This is a genomic window from Paenibacillus sp. EB106-05-06-XG162, assembly GCF_058791655.1.
Genome location: NZ_JBYTDT010000003.1, coordinates 100,851 through 116,446, shown reverse-complemented (window position 1 = coordinate 116,446; position 15,596 = coordinate 100,851). Strand labels below are relative to the sequence as shown.

General features: G+C 46.6%; 16 protein-coding genes. 12 read left to right on the top strand and 4 right to left on the bottom strand.

Annotation, left to right across the window (positions count from 1 at the left end; genetic code table 11):
• Positions 1-107: 107 nt before the first annotated feature.
• Positions 108-611 (bottom strand): preQ(1) synthase, encoded by a 504-nt coding sequence (gene queF / locus AC3WU2_RS09305; protein WP_492453468.1) that lies wholly within the window; start codon positions 609-611, stop codon positions 108-110.
• Positions 595-1,284 carry a queuosine precursor transporter gene (locus tag AC3WU2_RS09300; protein ID WP_492453466.1) on the bottom strand — a complete coding sequence of 230 codons (690 nt, stop codon included), beginning with the start codon at positions 1,282-1,284 and terminating at the stop codon, positions 595-597. Before AC3WU2_RS09300 ends, queF begins: the two co-directional genes overlap by 17 nt.
• A 318-nt stretch (positions 1,285-1,602) precedes the next feature.
• Here AC3WU2_RS09300 and AC3WU2_RS09295 point away from each other — a divergent pair, with 318 nt between their 5' ends.
• The 4 genes from AC3WU2_RS09295 to AC3WU2_RS09280 are packed head-to-tail and all read left to right on the top strand — an operon-like array spanning position 1,603 to position 5,311.
• Positions 1,603-2,334 (top strand): (Fe-S)-binding protein, encoded by a 732-nt coding sequence (locus tag AC3WU2_RS09295; protein ID WP_492453464.1) that lies wholly within the window; start codon positions 1,603-1,605, stop codon positions 2,332-2,334.
• Positions 2,331-3,842, top strand: a complete 1,512-nt coding sequence (locus AC3WU2_RS09290) for a LutB/LldF family L-lactate oxidation iron-sulfur protein (protein WP_492453462.1) — start codon at positions 2,331-2,333, stop codon at positions 3,840-3,842. The genes AC3WU2_RS09295 and AC3WU2_RS09290 overlap by 4 nt, the downstream gene beginning before the upstream one ends.
• The gene (locus AC3WU2_RS09285) at positions 3,835-4,560 is read left to right on the top strand and encodes a LutC/YkgG family protein (RefSeq protein WP_492453460.1); all 726 of its coding nucleotides are present in this window, start codon (positions 3,835-3,837) and stop codon (positions 4,558-4,560) included. Before AC3WU2_RS09290 ends, AC3WU2_RS09285 begins: the two co-directional genes overlap by 8 nt.
• A gap of 43 nt (positions 4,561-4,603) precedes the next feature.
• A complete protein-coding gene (locus AC3WU2_RS09280) occupies positions 4,604-5,311 on the top strand; it encodes a FadR/GntR family transcriptional regulator (RefSeq protein ID WP_492453458.1) in 708 nt (235 codons plus the stop codon).
• Positions 5,312-5,733: 422 nt separating this feature from the next.
• On the opposite strand, the gene AC3WU2_RS09275 is transcribed toward AC3WU2_RS09280, so the two are convergent.
• On the bottom strand, positions 5,734-6,660 hold the full coding sequence (locus tag AC3WU2_RS09275) for a helix-turn-helix domain-containing protein (RefSeq protein ID WP_492453456.1): 927 nt from the start codon (positions 6,658-6,660) through the stop codon (positions 5,734-5,736).
• Positions 6,661-6,828: 168 nt separating this feature from the next.
• Here AC3WU2_RS09275 and AC3WU2_RS09270 point away from each other — a divergent pair, with 168 nt between their 5' ends.
• Both AC3WU2_RS09270 and AC3WU2_RS09265 read left to right on the top strand, forming a co-directional pair.
• Entirely contained in the window at positions 6,829-7,983 is a 1,155-nt protein-coding gene (locus AC3WU2_RS09270; RefSeq protein ID WP_492453454.1) for a Gfo/Idh/MocA family protein, read from the top strand.
• Positions 7,984-8,011: 28 nt separating this feature from the next.
• Positions 8,012-9,685 carry a DUF4091 domain-containing protein gene (locus tag AC3WU2_RS09265; RefSeq protein WP_492453452.1) on the top strand — a complete coding sequence of 558 codons (1,674 nt, stop codon included), beginning with the start codon at positions 8,012-8,014 and terminating at the stop codon, positions 9,683-9,685.
• 59 nt (positions 9,686-9,744) lie between these two features.
• On the opposite strand, the gene AC3WU2_RS09260 is transcribed toward AC3WU2_RS09265, so the two are convergent.
• Positions 9,745-10,611: a glycoside hydrolase family 43 protein gene (locus AC3WU2_RS09260; protein WP_492453450.1), complete on the bottom strand. Its 867-nt coding sequence runs from the start codon at positions 10,609-10,611 to the stop codon at positions 9,745-9,747.
• Between the two features lie 264 nt (positions 10,612-10,875).
• On the opposite strand from AC3WU2_RS09260, the gene AC3WU2_RS09255 reads away from it, so the two are divergent.
• The 6 genes from AC3WU2_RS09255 (at position 10,876) to AC3WU2_RS09230 (ending at position 15,328) form a co-directional block, all read left to right on the top strand.
• The gene (locus tag AC3WU2_RS09255; protein ID WP_492453448.1) at positions 10,876-11,394 is read left to right on the top strand and encodes a DinB family protein; all 519 of its coding nucleotides are present in this window, start codon (positions 10,876-10,878) and stop codon (positions 11,392-11,394) included.
• Between the two features lie 219 nt (positions 11,395-11,613).
• Complete coding sequence (locus tag AC3WU2_RS09250; protein ID WP_492453446.1) at positions 11,614-12,456, top strand: tyrosine-type recombinase/integrase; 843 nt, start codon at positions 11,614-11,616, stop codon at positions 12,454-12,456.
• Positions 12,457-12,553: 97 nt separating this feature from the next.
• Positions 12,554-13,141 carry a hypothetical protein gene (locus AC3WU2_RS09245; protein ID WP_492453444.1) on the top strand — a complete coding sequence of 196 codons (588 nt, stop codon included), beginning with the start codon at positions 12,554-12,556 and terminating at the stop codon, positions 13,139-13,141.
• A gap of 339 nt (positions 13,142-13,480) precedes the next feature.
• Entirely contained in the window at positions 13,481-13,741 is a 261-nt protein-coding gene (locus tag AC3WU2_RS09240; protein WP_492453442.1) for a hypothetical protein, read from the top strand.
• A gap of 239 nt (positions 13,742-13,980) precedes the next feature.
• A complete protein-coding gene (locus AC3WU2_RS09235) occupies positions 13,981-14,730 on the top strand; it encodes a class I SAM-dependent methyltransferase (RefSeq protein WP_492453440.1) in 750 nt (249 codons plus the stop codon).
• A gap of 118 nt (positions 14,731-14,848) precedes the next feature.
• A complete protein-coding gene (locus AC3WU2_RS09230; protein WP_492453438.1) occupies positions 14,849-15,328 on the top strand; it encodes a GNAT family N-acetyltransferase in 480 nt (159 codons plus the stop codon).
• The last annotated feature ends 268 nt before the right edge of the window (positions 15,329-15,596 follow it).

The following is a 15,596-nucleotide window of genomic DNA, read 5'->3' as shown; positions in this document are numbered from 1 at the left end:
TGACTTGCTATACATTATGCATGGGCCTAGAATGGGTGCGCTGAGGTGCGTGTCCAGGCATAGAAAAACCTCTAACCTTCGTAAACGAAGAGTAGAGGCTTAGAACATTAACGGTTATCGATTTTCTCCGGGTACATATCATGCTGGAACAGGCGCTGTCGTGCGACCTCTTCCCAAGCCGTCCCGGGCTTACCATAGTTGCAGTAGGGATCTATGCTGATGCCGCCGCGCGGGGTGAACTTGCCCCAGACTTCGATATATTTGGGCTTCATTAGTGCAACGAGATCGTCCATGATCGTATTGACACAAGTCTCATGGAAATCGCCGTGGTTACGATAGGAGAACAGATATAATTTCAACGACTTACTCTCGACCATCAACACATCCGGCACATAGCTGATATAGATCGTAGCAAAATCCGGCTGGCCTGTCATCGGACACAAGCTCGTGAACTCCGGACAATTGAATTTGACGAAATAGTCGCGGTCTTGCTTCTTATTCTCGAAGGTTTCTAATAGCTTCGGGTCATATTCGTAGGTGTAGACGGTGTTCTGGTTCCCGAGTAAAGTTAAGCCTTCGATGGGTTGATTCGCGTTATGCTGCGTGGTCATGATGAATTCCCTCCTGTGTATAGCTGCTTCGTGCCCATGCGACAAGCGCATAGACGAGCGGTGTTAGAATGATACAGAGTACAATCTTGATCCCATATTCCGTGCCGATGATCTTCCCAATTTCTCCTGTAGGCACGCGTCCCCAAAACGCAATGAACGAGAAAATCGTCGTATCGATCAGCTGGCTGACCATCGTACTGACATTGTTCCGCAGCCAGAGATGACGGCCATGGGTTCGCTTACGCAAGCCTAGGAACATATAGATGTCTAGGTTCTGCGAAATGGCATACGCAATAACGGATGCTAGCACGATACGCGGCACGCCGAGCAGTACAGATTCAAAGGCAGCTTGCCCTTCATAGAACGCAGCGCCAGGAAATTTCACGGCAATCGTGAACAGGCAGACCATGATAACATTGGCCGCGAGCCCGAGCCAGACCATGCGCTGAGCGACGTGTTTGCCCCAGACTTCGGAGACCGTGTCAGCAATGACGTAGGTAAAGGGATAGAACAGGATGGCGACCGTCGCGGAGGTGAAGCCGAAGGTGACGATCTTGGTCGCGACGATATTTGCGATCATCACGCAGCAAATAAAGAGGCCTGACAACAACAGCAGCTTCTTCGAGCTGGGGTCGACAGGAATGAATGGGGGTAAAGCTTTTTTCTGTGGCATAATGTTGCCCTCCTAGTTTTGTTTTAACAGAGGCGGAGATTACGAACTCTGTCTATGTGATTATGGCTTGCCGGGTCGGCAGCCTGAAACATTATAGCATGGCACCTACCATCGGTCGAGCCAAAAAATTGCAATCACCCCATTGACTCAGCAAACGCAGCGGGCTTATCATGAATAATAGGTATGATTTTCCTCACAAAAGGGACAATCGCTTGCACGGCCTGGCGTCATGGCGTTAGGTATTTTATTTATCCAACATGTCTGACAACCTGACAATAAGATGATTGCATGAACTATGATGATAATGAGGTGTGAAGGATGAAGGTTTCTTTATTTATTACCTGCTTAAGTGATGCGATTTACCCGCGTGTCGGCGAGGCGATGGTGCGATTATTGGCGCGGTACGGCGTTCAAGTGGAGTTCCCGAAGGCACAGACCTGCTGCGGACAACCGGCGTTCAACAGTGGTTATTGGGAGGAAGCGCGGGAATCTGCGAGAACGTTGTTGGCGGCTTTTGAGGACAGCGATTTTGTCATCTCCCCATCGGGATCCTGCACAGGAATGATTCAGCACTACTATCCGAAACTGTTCGAGAAAGATCCAATTATGCTCGAGAAGGCGATGCAACTGCAAGAGAAGACCTATGAATTCACCCAATTCCTCGTACAGGTGCTCGGGGTGAAGGATGTCGGCGCGGAATTCCCGCATAAAGTCACGTATCATCCATCCTGTCATGGCAGCCGGTTATTAGGGATTAAAGAAGAGCCATTAACACTAATGGAGAACGTCAAAGGCATGGAATTGATACCGCTTCCATTTGCGGAGGATTGCTGTGGATTCGGTGGAACGTTTGCTGTGAAAATGTCTGAAATATCGGCCGCGATGGTGTCGGAGAAGGCGCAGCATGTGCTGGAGACGGAAGCGGAAGTACTCGTCGGCTTGGATATGGGCTGTATGATGAACATTTCGGGTAATCTGATGTACCAAGGCAAGCCGATTCGCGTGATGCATCTGGCTGAATTGTTATATGAAGGGGTGAAGCAGGCATGAGTCACGGGCAGCAGGCAGGTACGGTCAAAGAGCGATCGCATATCGCGCTGAACAATGAATTTCTGCGAAAAGCGGTGAAGTTCACGACAGAACGATTGCGCAACGGGAAGAAGAAGGCTACGGAAGAGCATGGCAACTGGGAAGAATGGCGGGAGCGGGGGCGGCAAATTCGGCTGCATACGATTGCGCATTTGGACTATTATTTGAATCAGTTTGTTGAAAATGCGAGAGCGAACGGGGTGCACGTACACTTCGCGGTGGACGGAAAAGAAGCTGTTGAGCTGTCGATGAAAATCGCGGCGTCTAAGCAAGCACGTTCCGTCGTCAAGTCGAAGTCGATGGTCTCGGAAGAATTGCATATTAATGCGGCGCTCGAAAAAATGGGAATCGAAGCTGTCGAGACGGACCTCGGCGAATATATCATTCAGCTGGCTGGTGAGACCCCGTCGCATATTATCATTCCGGCGATTCACAAAAATCGCTATCAAATCGCAGAGCTGCTCTCGAAGGAAGCGGGCGAGACGCTGCCTGCAGACACGTCGATCCTTGCGGGCTTCGTCCGCCGGAAATTGCGCGAGAAGTTCCTCGATGCCGAGATTGGCATGACCGGGTGCAACTTCGCGATTGCGGAGACGGGATCCATGGTCCTGTTCGAAAATGAAGGCAATGCGCGGATGGTCTCCACGGTGCCGAAGACGCAGATTACGCTGATGGGGATGGAACGGATTATTCCGACGTTCGCAGATCTTGAAGTGATGGCGACCTTGCTGCCAAGATCGGCCACGGGACAGAAGCTGACGGTGTACATGTCGGCAATTTCGGGACCGAAGCTGGATGCGGATGCAGACGGACCGGAAGAGATGCATATTATTATCGTGGATAATGGACGGTCGCTACAGCTTGGGGATCCGGAATTCCAAGAGCTGCTCAATTGTATACGCTGCGGCGCCTGTCTGAATGCTTGTCCGGTTTACCGTCATATCGGCGGTCATGCCTATGGCGGTACGTATAGCGGACCGATTGGTGCGGTGTTGACGCCAGCACTTCAGAGCAATGTGGCAGAGTGGGATGATATTGCGAATGCTTCGAGCCTGTGCGGGGCTTGTTATGAGGCTTGTCCGGTGAAAATTCCACTGCATGACATGCTCGTCTATTTGCGGAATCGCAAAGTCGAGAAGGGCTATGGGCAGACAGCGGAGAAGATCGGGATGAAAGGCTTCGCAGCCATTATGTCCAATTCCAAACGCATGCGCAGCGTGATTAAGATGGGCCAGATCGGTCAGAAGCTTGTCGCTCGTCAAGGGATGATCAAGACGAAGATTGGGCCGCTCAAAGGCTGGAACAGCGTAAGACATCTGCCAAGCCTGCCGAATCAGTCGTTCCGCGAACGCTGGGGAACACTGGAGCAAGAGGTTCAAGCTTCGAATCCGACGATGAGCGATGAAGTTCGTCAGCGGATGGAGCAGGCATTAGAACAGCGGAAGAACGGGGGAAGACATCATGGCTGATCAAGAGATGACACTGCTCGAGCAGTTAGAGAAGGAATCGCGGGCCAAGCAGGCGAAGTTCATCGGCGGCATTGCGGAGAAGCTCGGGCGCAAGGACATTGCGCAGAAGCCAGAGCATCCGCTCCGTGGTGCACCGGATTTCTGGACCCAGCTGAACTGGACGCAGGAAGAAAAGATTGAGCGTTTTATGGACAATTGGCAGAGTGTCGGCGGTCATTCGGCACGTTTCTTGACGATGGAGGAAGCCAAGCAGTTTATTGTGGATCGAGCGAATGAATTCGGCGCACGCCATATGATTCGGCAGAATCAACCGGAGTTGAACGAACTAGGGCTTGAAGAGGCGCTGCCGGAGACAGACATTCGTGTATGGAACAGTGATCCTGAGGAGTATTGGAAAGCCCATGCGGCAGGCGCAGATATTGGCGTCGCTGTCGTGGATCACGCGATTGCTTATACAGGAACCATTACCGTGTTGTCGTCGCCTGATAAGGGCCGATCGGTCACACTCCTGCCAACGGTCATGATGGCGATCATTCCTGTGGAGCGGCTAAAGACACGGATGGGCGAAGTGATGGAGAAGATCGATGGGATGCGTCGCGAGGACTTGCCGGCAGGGATTCATTTTATTACAGGCCCTAGCCGTTCCTCGGATATTGAGAATGACTTGACGATTGGCGTTCATGGACCGGGGATTGTCTACGCGTTGATTGTAGGGTAATCTATGACTTGGATAGGTTGTACGATTGGAGCGGGTAGAACGCATGGAAATTACGAGATTGGCCAAACGAAATCACTATGAAGAAATTATCGAGCAGCTGAAGCGGCTCATTCTGGATGGCCGTGTCAAGGTTGGTGAGAAACTGCCATCGACGAAGGAGCTGTCGGAGCGGTTCGGCGTCGGCCGATCGACGATGCGTGAAGCGTTAAGTGCGCTCAAAGCGATGGGCTTGATCGAGATTCGTCAAGGCGGTGGTTGTACCGTGATCTCTTCTTCCGTGATGGAAGTCGAGATGCCGGAGCTGAGTTCCTTGCGCATGAACCGCAGTACGGTACTCGAGCTCATCGAAGCACGTAAGGCGCTCGAGGTCTCGAACGCAGCGCTTGCGGCCGAGAAGGCAACAGCCGAGGATAAGCAGAAGCTGCAGGCCATTGTTATGGAAATGGAGCGGAGCATTGGCGATGACCAAGCGGGTGAGCGAACGGATCTTGAATTTCACCTGATGCTGGCACAGGCGACGCATAATTCCGTCCTGGTTCGGCTCTTCGAGTCTATTGCGGAGCAGATGGAGCGGGCGATTCAGCAGACGCGGCGGGTCGAGTTATACGCAAATCGATCAGTCTCGGAGCAGCTCTATCAAGAGCATCTCTCGATCTCCGAGGCTGTGCAGCAAGGGAAGCCAGATCAAGCAAGCCAAGCGATGAGGACGCATCTCCAACATGTGGAGGGCATCCTGACGAAATATATTTAAACGTAACGAGGTTGTTCAAAAAGTCATCTTTTGTCCACATCAGAAAGTGACGTTCTTTCTGATTGGCGTCAAAACCTACATTACGATCGCGGTCGCTCATCGAGGATTTGCTTCGATAAAGGTTTATACATCACGAAGTATTTCATGGAGCGTATTCGACATCGAATCTTGCGATCATCCTCGAAGTCCGGTACTCATTTAGGTTTTGCCTAAACTCCGTTCCTCTGAGAGCTTTTCAGAGAAAAGCTTGCATCGTAAGCATTAGGTCCGGGTCCTCGCAACCTGAGCATATGCTTACGATGCAAGTTTTCTGCGAAAACTCACAGGTGCTGAAATGCCGACTTTTTGAACTCGATCATAACGTAGAAATGACGTACCACTGAACTCTCGGGTTCAGGCGTACGTCATTTTTTCATAAATGTTCAGTTTCGGATTCTCGCCTTCACGGTTCTCGCATATTCGGTCGGGCTCATGTGCGTCTTCTTCTTGAAGCTTTTCGAGAAATAATGGACACTGCTGAACCCCAGCCTCGTCGCAATTTCCGTCATATTGGCGGTCTCCTCGCGCATGATCATTTTCGCGTGCTCCATTCGCAGGTGCATTACATATTCCATGATCGTATGGCCAGTCTGCTGCTTGAACAGGTCCTTCAGGCGTGTCTTGGAGATGAGGAACCGCTGACTAAGCGACTCAAGCGTATGCATATCGGCAAGATGCTCTTCCAGATAGGCCATGATTTGCCTCACGAGGTCATCGCTAATGTTCTCTCTCGCTGCCGATGATAGTGTCTTGGAAGGTGTTGGCTGAGCAACGAGATGATTGCGCAGAATGCGAATCAGGAACGTCTCCAGATAACATTTAATAAGCTGTTCGCCGCCGATTGGCGCATTGGAGCGACGAATCATCGGGTGCCCGCAAGGCAGCTGGAAGGCCTGCCGACCTTCTTCGACGATCATGGCGAGCAAATTCCGCTCCTCGTTCGCAAGCGCGATGACTTGATCCTCGAAATGCTTCATCGCTTCGGAGTGGCAATCGAAAGTCATGACGATCAGGTTCGGTGCTTTGCCTTGCAGTGCGCAGAAGCTGTGGTATTCATTTGGCTTGTGAAAAATAATCTCGCCTTGCTGCAGCGTATGGGTCGTATGATCCACTGTCACATTCACTGTGCCGCGATCGACATAGAGAAACTCCCAGAAATTATGGCGTTCCCCGGTAAATTCATAGTCTTTGCTAAATTCGAAGTAGTGGAACGTTATTAAATTATGAATTTCAATGAGCTGCTGCAGCGGTGTACGGGTAAAGATATATTCTTTGACCGGCTGGGTCGCAGGTTGTTCTTCAATGCTCACTTCGGAAGGACTCCTTTCCGCGAAATTCTCGTTAGCTTGTTCCTCTATTATATCAATTATGCTCCTCGAAAAGTACCAAAAAACGGGCTTCGAAGACAAAGAATCCTTCGCGGCTTGGTCTTATACTAGAGTTGAATTGAGCGGATCGAATGAGGAGGCTTATAGGATATGAAGTTGGGTGTCATTGGCTATGGAAGCCGGATTAGTTATGTTATTTCGGAAATGATCCATCAAGATGCGCGGTGCCATATTGCGGCGATCGTCGATGTTCGGAAGGATGAAATTCGTGCAGCATTAGCAGAGCAAGGAAACACCGATGTGCGGTTCTATGATACGGCTGAAGCGATGCTCGAATCGGAAGCTTTGGACGGTGTCGTCATCGGTACGCGGTGTTCACTGCATACGGAGATGGCGATCAAAGTGCTCGCTACGGGGCTCCCGCTCTATGTGGAGAAGCCGGTCTCTACGACGATGGAGGATTTATATCGACTCAAGGATGCTTACGAGGCATCGCATTCGAAGGTCATCGTCTCTTTCCCTCTTCGTAACTCGGAGATTGTGAAGCAAGTGAAGGAGATTATCAACTCCGGCAAAATCGGAACCGTCGAGCACGTCCAAGCGGTGAATAATGTTCCTTACGGCAATGTCTATTATCAGAACTGGTACCGGGATGAAGAAGAGACAGGCGGCCTATTCCTCCAGAAAGCGACGCATGATCTGGATTATCTCAATGATGTGATTAAGCTGAAGCCAGTTAGTATCTGCGCGATGACGTCGAAGCAAATTTTCAAAGGAACCAAGCCTGCGGGATTAAAATGCAAAGAATGCGAGGAGAATCGGACCTGTGCCGAGAGTACGGCTTTCAAGACAGATGGAACAGAAATGTGGGAATATTGCGCATTTGCCGAGGATACGGGCAATGAAGATTCGGGAAGCTGCATCGTTCGGTATGAATCAGGCATGCATCTGACGTATTCACAGAACTTCTTCGCGCGTCGTGGTGCCCAAGCACGTGGGGCTAGATTTTTAGGATACAAAGGAACGGTCGAATTCGATTTCTATACCGGTATCGTTAAAGTTCATATGCATCATACACCGCGTGTGGAGACGTATGATTTTTCACTTGGTGGTGGGCATTTTGGCGGGGATACGGATTTGGCGAAAAACTTCATCGAGTTGATGCAAGGGACAGCGGAATCAAGATATCCGCTAGAAGATGGGCTGTTAAGCGCATTGATGTGCCTAAAGGCGAGAGAATCGGCGACGACGGATACATTCCAATCACTAGAGTGGGGCCATGTTCGTGAAGCTGTCCACATTTAACTAATTCATAAGAGAGAAGGTATAGAGCATGGAACAATCCAATCTGTTTCAATCGATCACATTAGATGCGTTGTCTAAAGTATTCGCAGATGAGAAGCCGCAAGGGGGAGCCTATACAAAGGGTTCGGCGTTATATGGGGAGACATTTGCTTTTCAAGTGGCTTACAGTGCAGAGCGATTATTCAAAAACTTGCAAGTCGAAGTCGAGTCAACGATTGGGTTACCTTTTCACGTGAGAGCGGTTGGGTTAGTGCCTTCGGAAATGCCTTGTTATTTCGACCATGATGCCGACGTATTGCGGACAACGGCAGGGTTATATCCAGATCCGTTATATGAAATGGAGCATACAGCGATCCATGCTTTGCCTGAGCAGTGGCGTTCGCTCTGGGTCCATGTCGATCTAGATGATAAGGTACAACCGGGTGATCATGAGGTGAAGGTATCGATCAAATCGGAGGAGGGTGCTCTACTCGCGACGAATTCGTTCATGCTAAATGTGATTCCAGCGAAGCTGCCGAAGCAGCGGTTGATTCACACGGAATGGTTCCATACGGATTGTATAGCAACCCAATATGGCATGGACGTGTTTAGTGAAGCACACTGGGGGCTGCTTGCGCAATTTGTGGGGACGGCTGTGAAGCATGGGATGAATATGATTTTGACGCCGCTATTCACACCGCCGCTCGATACGGCCATTGGTGGTGAGCGTCCGACGGTCCAGTTGATCGATGTGGAAGTGCTCGGTGATGGGACGTATCGCTTCGGATTCGACCGACTGACGCGGTGGGTGGAGATGTGCCGGAATGTTGGGGTGGAATATTTCGAGTTCTCTCATTTGTTTACACAGTGGGGCGCGAAGCATGCACCGAAGATCGTCGCAACGGTGGAAGGGGTAGAACGGCAAATTTTTGGCTGGAGTACGAGTTCGACGTCGGCGGAATACCGCAGCTTCATGGATCAATTCTTGCCAGCGTTAGATGGTTACATTAAGAATAATGGACTTGCACAGCAGAGCTGGTTCCATATCTCTGATGAGCCGAGTCAGGATCAACTGGAGACGTACATGGCGGCGAGCGAAATGGTGCGTAAGCATCTATCGGCTTATCCGATTATGGATGCGTTGTCATCACTTGATTTCTATGAACAGGGTCTGGTGCAGCGCCCGATTCCAGCGAACAATCATATTGAACCGTTCCTGCGCAGCGAGGTACCGGATTTATGGACTTATTATTGTTGTTCCCAGGATGATCAAGTATCGAATCGATTCTTTAATATGCCTTCCGCACGGAATCGTGTACTTGGCTTCCAATTGTATAAGTTCGGCCTGCAAGGCTTCTTGCACTGGGGCTATAACTTCTGGTACACCCAATATTCGGCGAATCAACAGATTGATCCCTTCCGTACGACGGATGCTGGCGCAGCGTTCCCTTCCGGCGACGCTTATCTGGTCTATCCGGGCGAAGCGGGACCTGTTGAATCGATTCGGCTTGAGGTGCTTCATCAAGGCTTGCAGGATTTGCGTGCGCTCGAACTATTAGAGTCTTGGATCGGCAAAGAAAAGACGGTTGCGCTGATCGAAGAGGGGCTCGCAGCACCGATCTCATTCTCGGAATACCCGAGAGGGAATGGAGAATGGCTTCTCGCTGCAAGGGAACGGATCAATCAAGCGATTGCTGCACATTGCTGTCTAACGAACGGCTAGTTGAAGAATGTAGAAAAACCTGCTGAGCTCAGCAGGTTTTTTGTATGGTTGGGAGTATGCTATTTGGCTTCTAACGAATCTGAGGATTCTTCGACGCGCAGAATGGATGGCCGTTCATTCGGATTGTGATTCGGGGCATGAAGGGCAAGGAGCAGGTTATTGTACCAATCCCGAAATAACATGCCGTGTCCACCATCTTCGACATAGAGCGGGTTCTCTTCATGCACCCATGGACCTGTAATTCTTCCGCTAACAGAGCGTGCAATCCCCGTCGTATATCCTTGTACACCAAGGCTGGACCAGATCATGAGCAGGCGGCCGTTGTTCATGTGGTGCAGGAAGGGGCCGTCCGTCACGAAGCCACCTTCGGTATTCGGCTTGACCCATGGGGCTTCAGAAGCGCGGAACAGCAGCTGCGGTTCGCTGACAATTCGGTCCAGCGTATCGGCTAATTTGGCAGCATAGATCTCGCCGTCTGTCACTTGCAGCCACTCCCGGCAGAAGATGAGCCATGGTGTACCGTCTTTCTCCATATAGAGGGTACCGTCTAAGCACTCCCATGCCTTTGGCGTAATAGGGCCTAGACTATGGAGCTCAAAGGGTCCCATCGGGTGATCGGCGACGAGCACTTGCACCGCGCGCGACATCCCTTTTGCTTTGAAAGAAGCGAACATATAGAATCGGCCTTTCACATGATGCACTTCAGGCGCCCAGTAATGGTGATCGGACCAGAATCCCGGCTCAGGTCGGAACACGGGGAAAGGCCCCTCCCAATTTAATAAATCGCAGCTGCGGTACACGTCAAAGCCTTCAGGTCTACCGTCCCATGCAGTCGCGCCTTGGGTTCCATACATATAATAAGTATTCTCCACAGGTACAGGAAGAATAAAGGGGTCTCGAAAGTGAATATCAGATAATCGTATCAAACGGTGGTCCTCCTTGGAATCATTTACTCTAGCAAATAGATTAGCATGATTTGGTATAATGCTCCAGAGGCACCTGGGTCGTAACTGCTATGAATATGGAGAATCATGAAATTTGTTGTCAGAGGCGGGAGCATACTTTTGGACATGAAAAAATCTCTAGTTCTCGTTACTTGGGTGTAAAAGTTTTTTATATGATAGATTTATAGGATAGGACAAAAAAGGAATTTGGCGTGCTATAATTTGTAAAAAAGGAGGTTGTACACGATGTTAATTCAGCCATTGGATGGAGAGCATGCAACTTATTATGACCAATATATAGGCCTTGTACCTGAAGGGGATATTCGGGGAATTCTAGAGCAGCAATTAGAGCGTACCACCGAGATCTTAGCGAGTTTATCGGAGGAGCAAGGAGATTTCCGGTATGCACCGGATAAGTGGTCGATTAAAGAAGTGATCGGTCATATTGCGGATACGGAACGCGTGATGAGCTATCGATTGCTGCGTATTGCGAGAGGAGATCAGACGCCACTAACAGGGTTTGATGAGAATGCGTTCGTGAGCGGAGCGGCCTTCGCTTCAACACCGATGTCTGAATTGATTGAGGATCTTCGAGCCGTCCGCCGTGCTACAATTACACTATTGCGCGGAATTACAGATGAGGCAGCTGCGAGAGTAGGGACAGCGAATCATTCGCCGATTTCCGTTCGGGCACTCGCCTATATTATTGCGGGTCATGAGATTCATCATTTGAACATACTGAAGGAAAGATATCACATTTCGTAGATTTCGAGGATCATCGAAATCATGTACCGAAAGCATCGGGGCGTATCAAGTTCGAAGGAACTTTGTACGCTCTTTTTTGTGTGTTCAAGGATGGTGGAGCTTGCTATAATTATTGGAAGGATTGATGAATTATGGATGTACATGTAGCGGTATATGGTGAGCAGCGTTTGGCGATAAAGTTCAAGTTTTTTCGAAGAAGAAGCGCCTCCGGCTTCAGTCTTGGATATAGATCTGAAATGGGATGCTTCGCATCATAAGCAGCTGCAGAATGAATTACGTGCAAGAGGATACAGCGCGAAGACGGTTAAAGCTTATTGCGGTCAGGTCCGACGCTTCTTCGAGTATAGGAGACAGAATGTGAGGTGGACTGATCATGTTGTTCGAGATTATTCCCTTTATTTATTGGATCGGTCCTGCTCCCATGCGTACGTGAATCAAGCAATTAGTGCGATCAAATTTTATTTGATCCACGTGATGGGATACCGCGAGAATGTATCGTATGTTAGGCCTAAAATAAAGAATAAATTGCCTTCGATTCTATCGCTGGATGAGATTATGCTTATGCTCACAATCGTCAAGAATCTGAAGCATAAAACAATTTTCGATGTTACATATTCTTCAGGCTTACGCGTTGGTGAGGTCGTTCGATTGCGTATCGAAGACTTCGATCTAGCCCGCAAAACACTGCATATTCGGCAAGGCAAAGGAAAAAAGGATTGTTACACCTTTTTGTCGGATGCAGCTTTTACAATCGTGGAGCAGTACGTTCGTCTAGAGAAGCCAGAAGGTTGGCTATTTCCGGGTCAAGTAGCAGGTCGACATCTGACCGAACTAACTGTTCAGAAAATATTCAGTCAAATGATTGGAGCTGCGGGAATCAGGAAGCAAGTCAGTGTTCACTCGCTGAGGCATTCATTCGTTACGCATCTGCTAGAGGGTGGGATTGATATCCGCTATATTCAAGAGCTGCTGGGGCACCAGAGCAGTTGGACAACGGAGCGGTATACGCATGTGAGCGTGAGAGATGTGAGTCGAATTAAGAGTCCACTGGATCAGATATAAGTGGAGTGCGTGAATGTATGGTAGAAGCGGGTATTTGTGAAATACGGGAATACCCCGGTTGCTGGGGGATTGGGGAAGTTCGTGAAAAAGACGTTATATGAAATCGATGTTAAAGGAGAGAGAGGAGAGTTCTATTAAACGTTCATTAAAATTACTTCTTATTCTAATGACTATTTATATAATCTTTTTAATTCCCAATCTATTTTCTTGGTATGAAATGAAAAAGTTTGAAAGTAAAATAAATACTGCGCTTGGGAATTTTTTAACTTCGCAATGTAAAACTAACGTTCACATCGATTGGGTCAAAATTCATAACATACCAACTGGATTTTTAACAATAGGAGAAGACTCACAAGAATGGGATGCGCAGGTTACTATTAATCCCAATTATACTTATCCCATTGAAGGAAGTGTAGACGGTAGTTTTCATTTTTATTTTCATGAAGAATTTTGTGGAAAAAATTATCATTCAGATAAAATTGGATATAAGAGTTTAGATTTAAAAAATAAAACATTTGTAGATGAATATGACCAAAGTTCAAAGACGGGGGATATTGGTCTTAAAGAATCAAACATAATTTTATTAACGTTCTTCTTTGGCTTGATAATTATCGTTTTTATTATATCAGCAACAATTGAATTGTTCACAAATCTAATAAAAATATATAAAAGAAAGAATGAATAGTTTGTGAGTAACTCAAGATGGCATCGACATCATATAACACCGTATCTACGCCGCGTCGCTAACGCTCCTTGGTCTGCCCGAGGATTTTCGAAGAAGTGTAATCAGGCAGACAATCCTGCAGGGCTAAGTGGCGAAGCCACCCAGTCGCTGTCACTCCTTTAAACCTTTTGGGTTCGTAGAACAAAAACGTTAGCTGAAACCACCTAATGACAAAAATATTTCAAAACCAAGTATTTATTTGCTATTACTCTTTTGGGATGTGATTATTTGAATTTTCTTACGTATATCGAGATAAATAGATCGTCACAATTTGTAAATAAAATAAGGAACTATATAATTATGATAAATGATTTCGAGAAGGGAACAATTGAAGATGGAGGGACTATAAAAATAGAAATAGATCCAGGAGAATATGAAATTTACTTAAAAATAGATTGGTGTAGAAGTAATAAATTGAAAATATCAATTAAAGAAAATGAAATAATAAAACTAAAGTGTGGAAGCCCAATAAAGGGATTAAATTATCTAAATCCTTTTATTATGCCATATTATATATTCTTTAATAGAGATAAATACCTTTACATTAAGAAAGATGGATGAAGTCATTTCGAAGAAGAGGTGGCATCAGCTAACATAATATTCATGCATCGGAGCCTGACGGCTCCTCGGTCCGCGAGAAGTGATAGGCAGAGAAGCAGATTCAGCGGACACATCTGCACCGACTAACCGCATCGCGGCCGACTCCTGGCGGAGCCTTAAGTCGTTGAGACGTCGTGAATACAAGAACGTTAGATGAAATTGCGAAGAACTGTAAAAATCTAAAGAGGAGGGATAAACAAATGAAAATTAATAGTGAATGTATGCTTCGCTATGGTGATGAAGATTTCGATAAAGATTACATTAATTGGGGATTCGACGATGAGGATGAACAAATATTTATAGCATCCCAAATGCTATCTATCTTTGAGCATCACGGTAGAGACATTATTGACATTGCATGTGGCTTGTCTAGATATCATAAAGTATGGTTACAAAATGGATATAATGTAACCGGTGTCGATTTATCAGAAACGTTCATTGAACAGTCTAAGCATAGTAACCGTGATTTTCCGAATTCGAATTATTTCGTTCAAGACATCAATAATATAAACAATATAAATCAATTTGATATTGCTACATGGATTGACCCAATCGAAATCACAGCCAAACCTGTTAGAAACATATATAAATTGTTAAGAAGTGGAGGAGTGTTCATATATGAGATGTGGAATGAAAACTATGGTAAGCATAAACACAGATATACTTTTAATAAAACATGGTCTCTAGAGAATGGAATATATAAGCTAATACGCCACGAATATAATAATGCAACATCAACAATTGAGCATGAAGAAACATATATAAATACAAATACGGATGAGGTAAATATTAAATATATTAATTCACAAACAGTAAGCACCCATTGTACGAGAGAGATATTAATAGCTGCTGGATTCGATAGAATTGAAATGACCACATGGGAAGGTAAGCCTTTTGATCCGATTGATGATACAACAAAACGTTTTTTAATGATAGGGTATAAAGATTAATGAATGTGTGGGTGTCTCAGAACAACTTCAACTAACAACTTATTCAACACTGCGGGTCCTGCCGACTGAAATAACATGAAACTCAACACACATATATAACAAAGGTGGTAACACTCTAATGAATTATGAATTAATTCAAGCTTCTAAAGAATATGAAGATATCATAAGAAACCTAATGCAATTTTATATTTATGATTTCTCTGAATTTGTAAAATGTGATGTAGAAAATGATGGATTATTTGGGGTTTATCCATATTTGGAAGACTACTGGAAAGAAGTTAATCATCGATTTCCATATGTCATTAAGCAAGAAGATAAGTATATAGGTTTTGTGTTAGTAAGATTTATTGAATCAGAAGAGCGGAATTACTACTCGATTGCGGAGTTTTTTATTATGAAGAAATATAGAAAAGAAGGAATAGGTAAAGCAGTAGCAAAACAAATATTTGATTTACATAAGGGGCAGTGGGAAGTTTATCAATTAGAAAGCAACAAACCAGCTCAGGTATTTTGGAATAAGGTCATAAATGAATACACGCAAGGTGAATTTAAAGATCGAATTGAAAATAGTAGAAAGATACAAGATTTTAATAGCTAAATCAAAGAAGTCATGTTACATCAGATAAACCGTTTTCCAGCTGCGTCGCTTTCGCTCCTTGGTCTGTCCGATGCATTTCGAGGAAGGGATGTCAGGCTGACAACCCTGCGTGGCTAAGTGACGAAGCCACCCAATCGCTACGCTCCTTAAAGCCTCTCAGGTTCGTAGATACAAGAACGTTATCATGGTGTTTTTTTGTGGGCTAATTTAAGCATGCTTCCTATATACCAGCCAATCAAAGCCAAGGATTAGTAAGTTTAAGGTATCA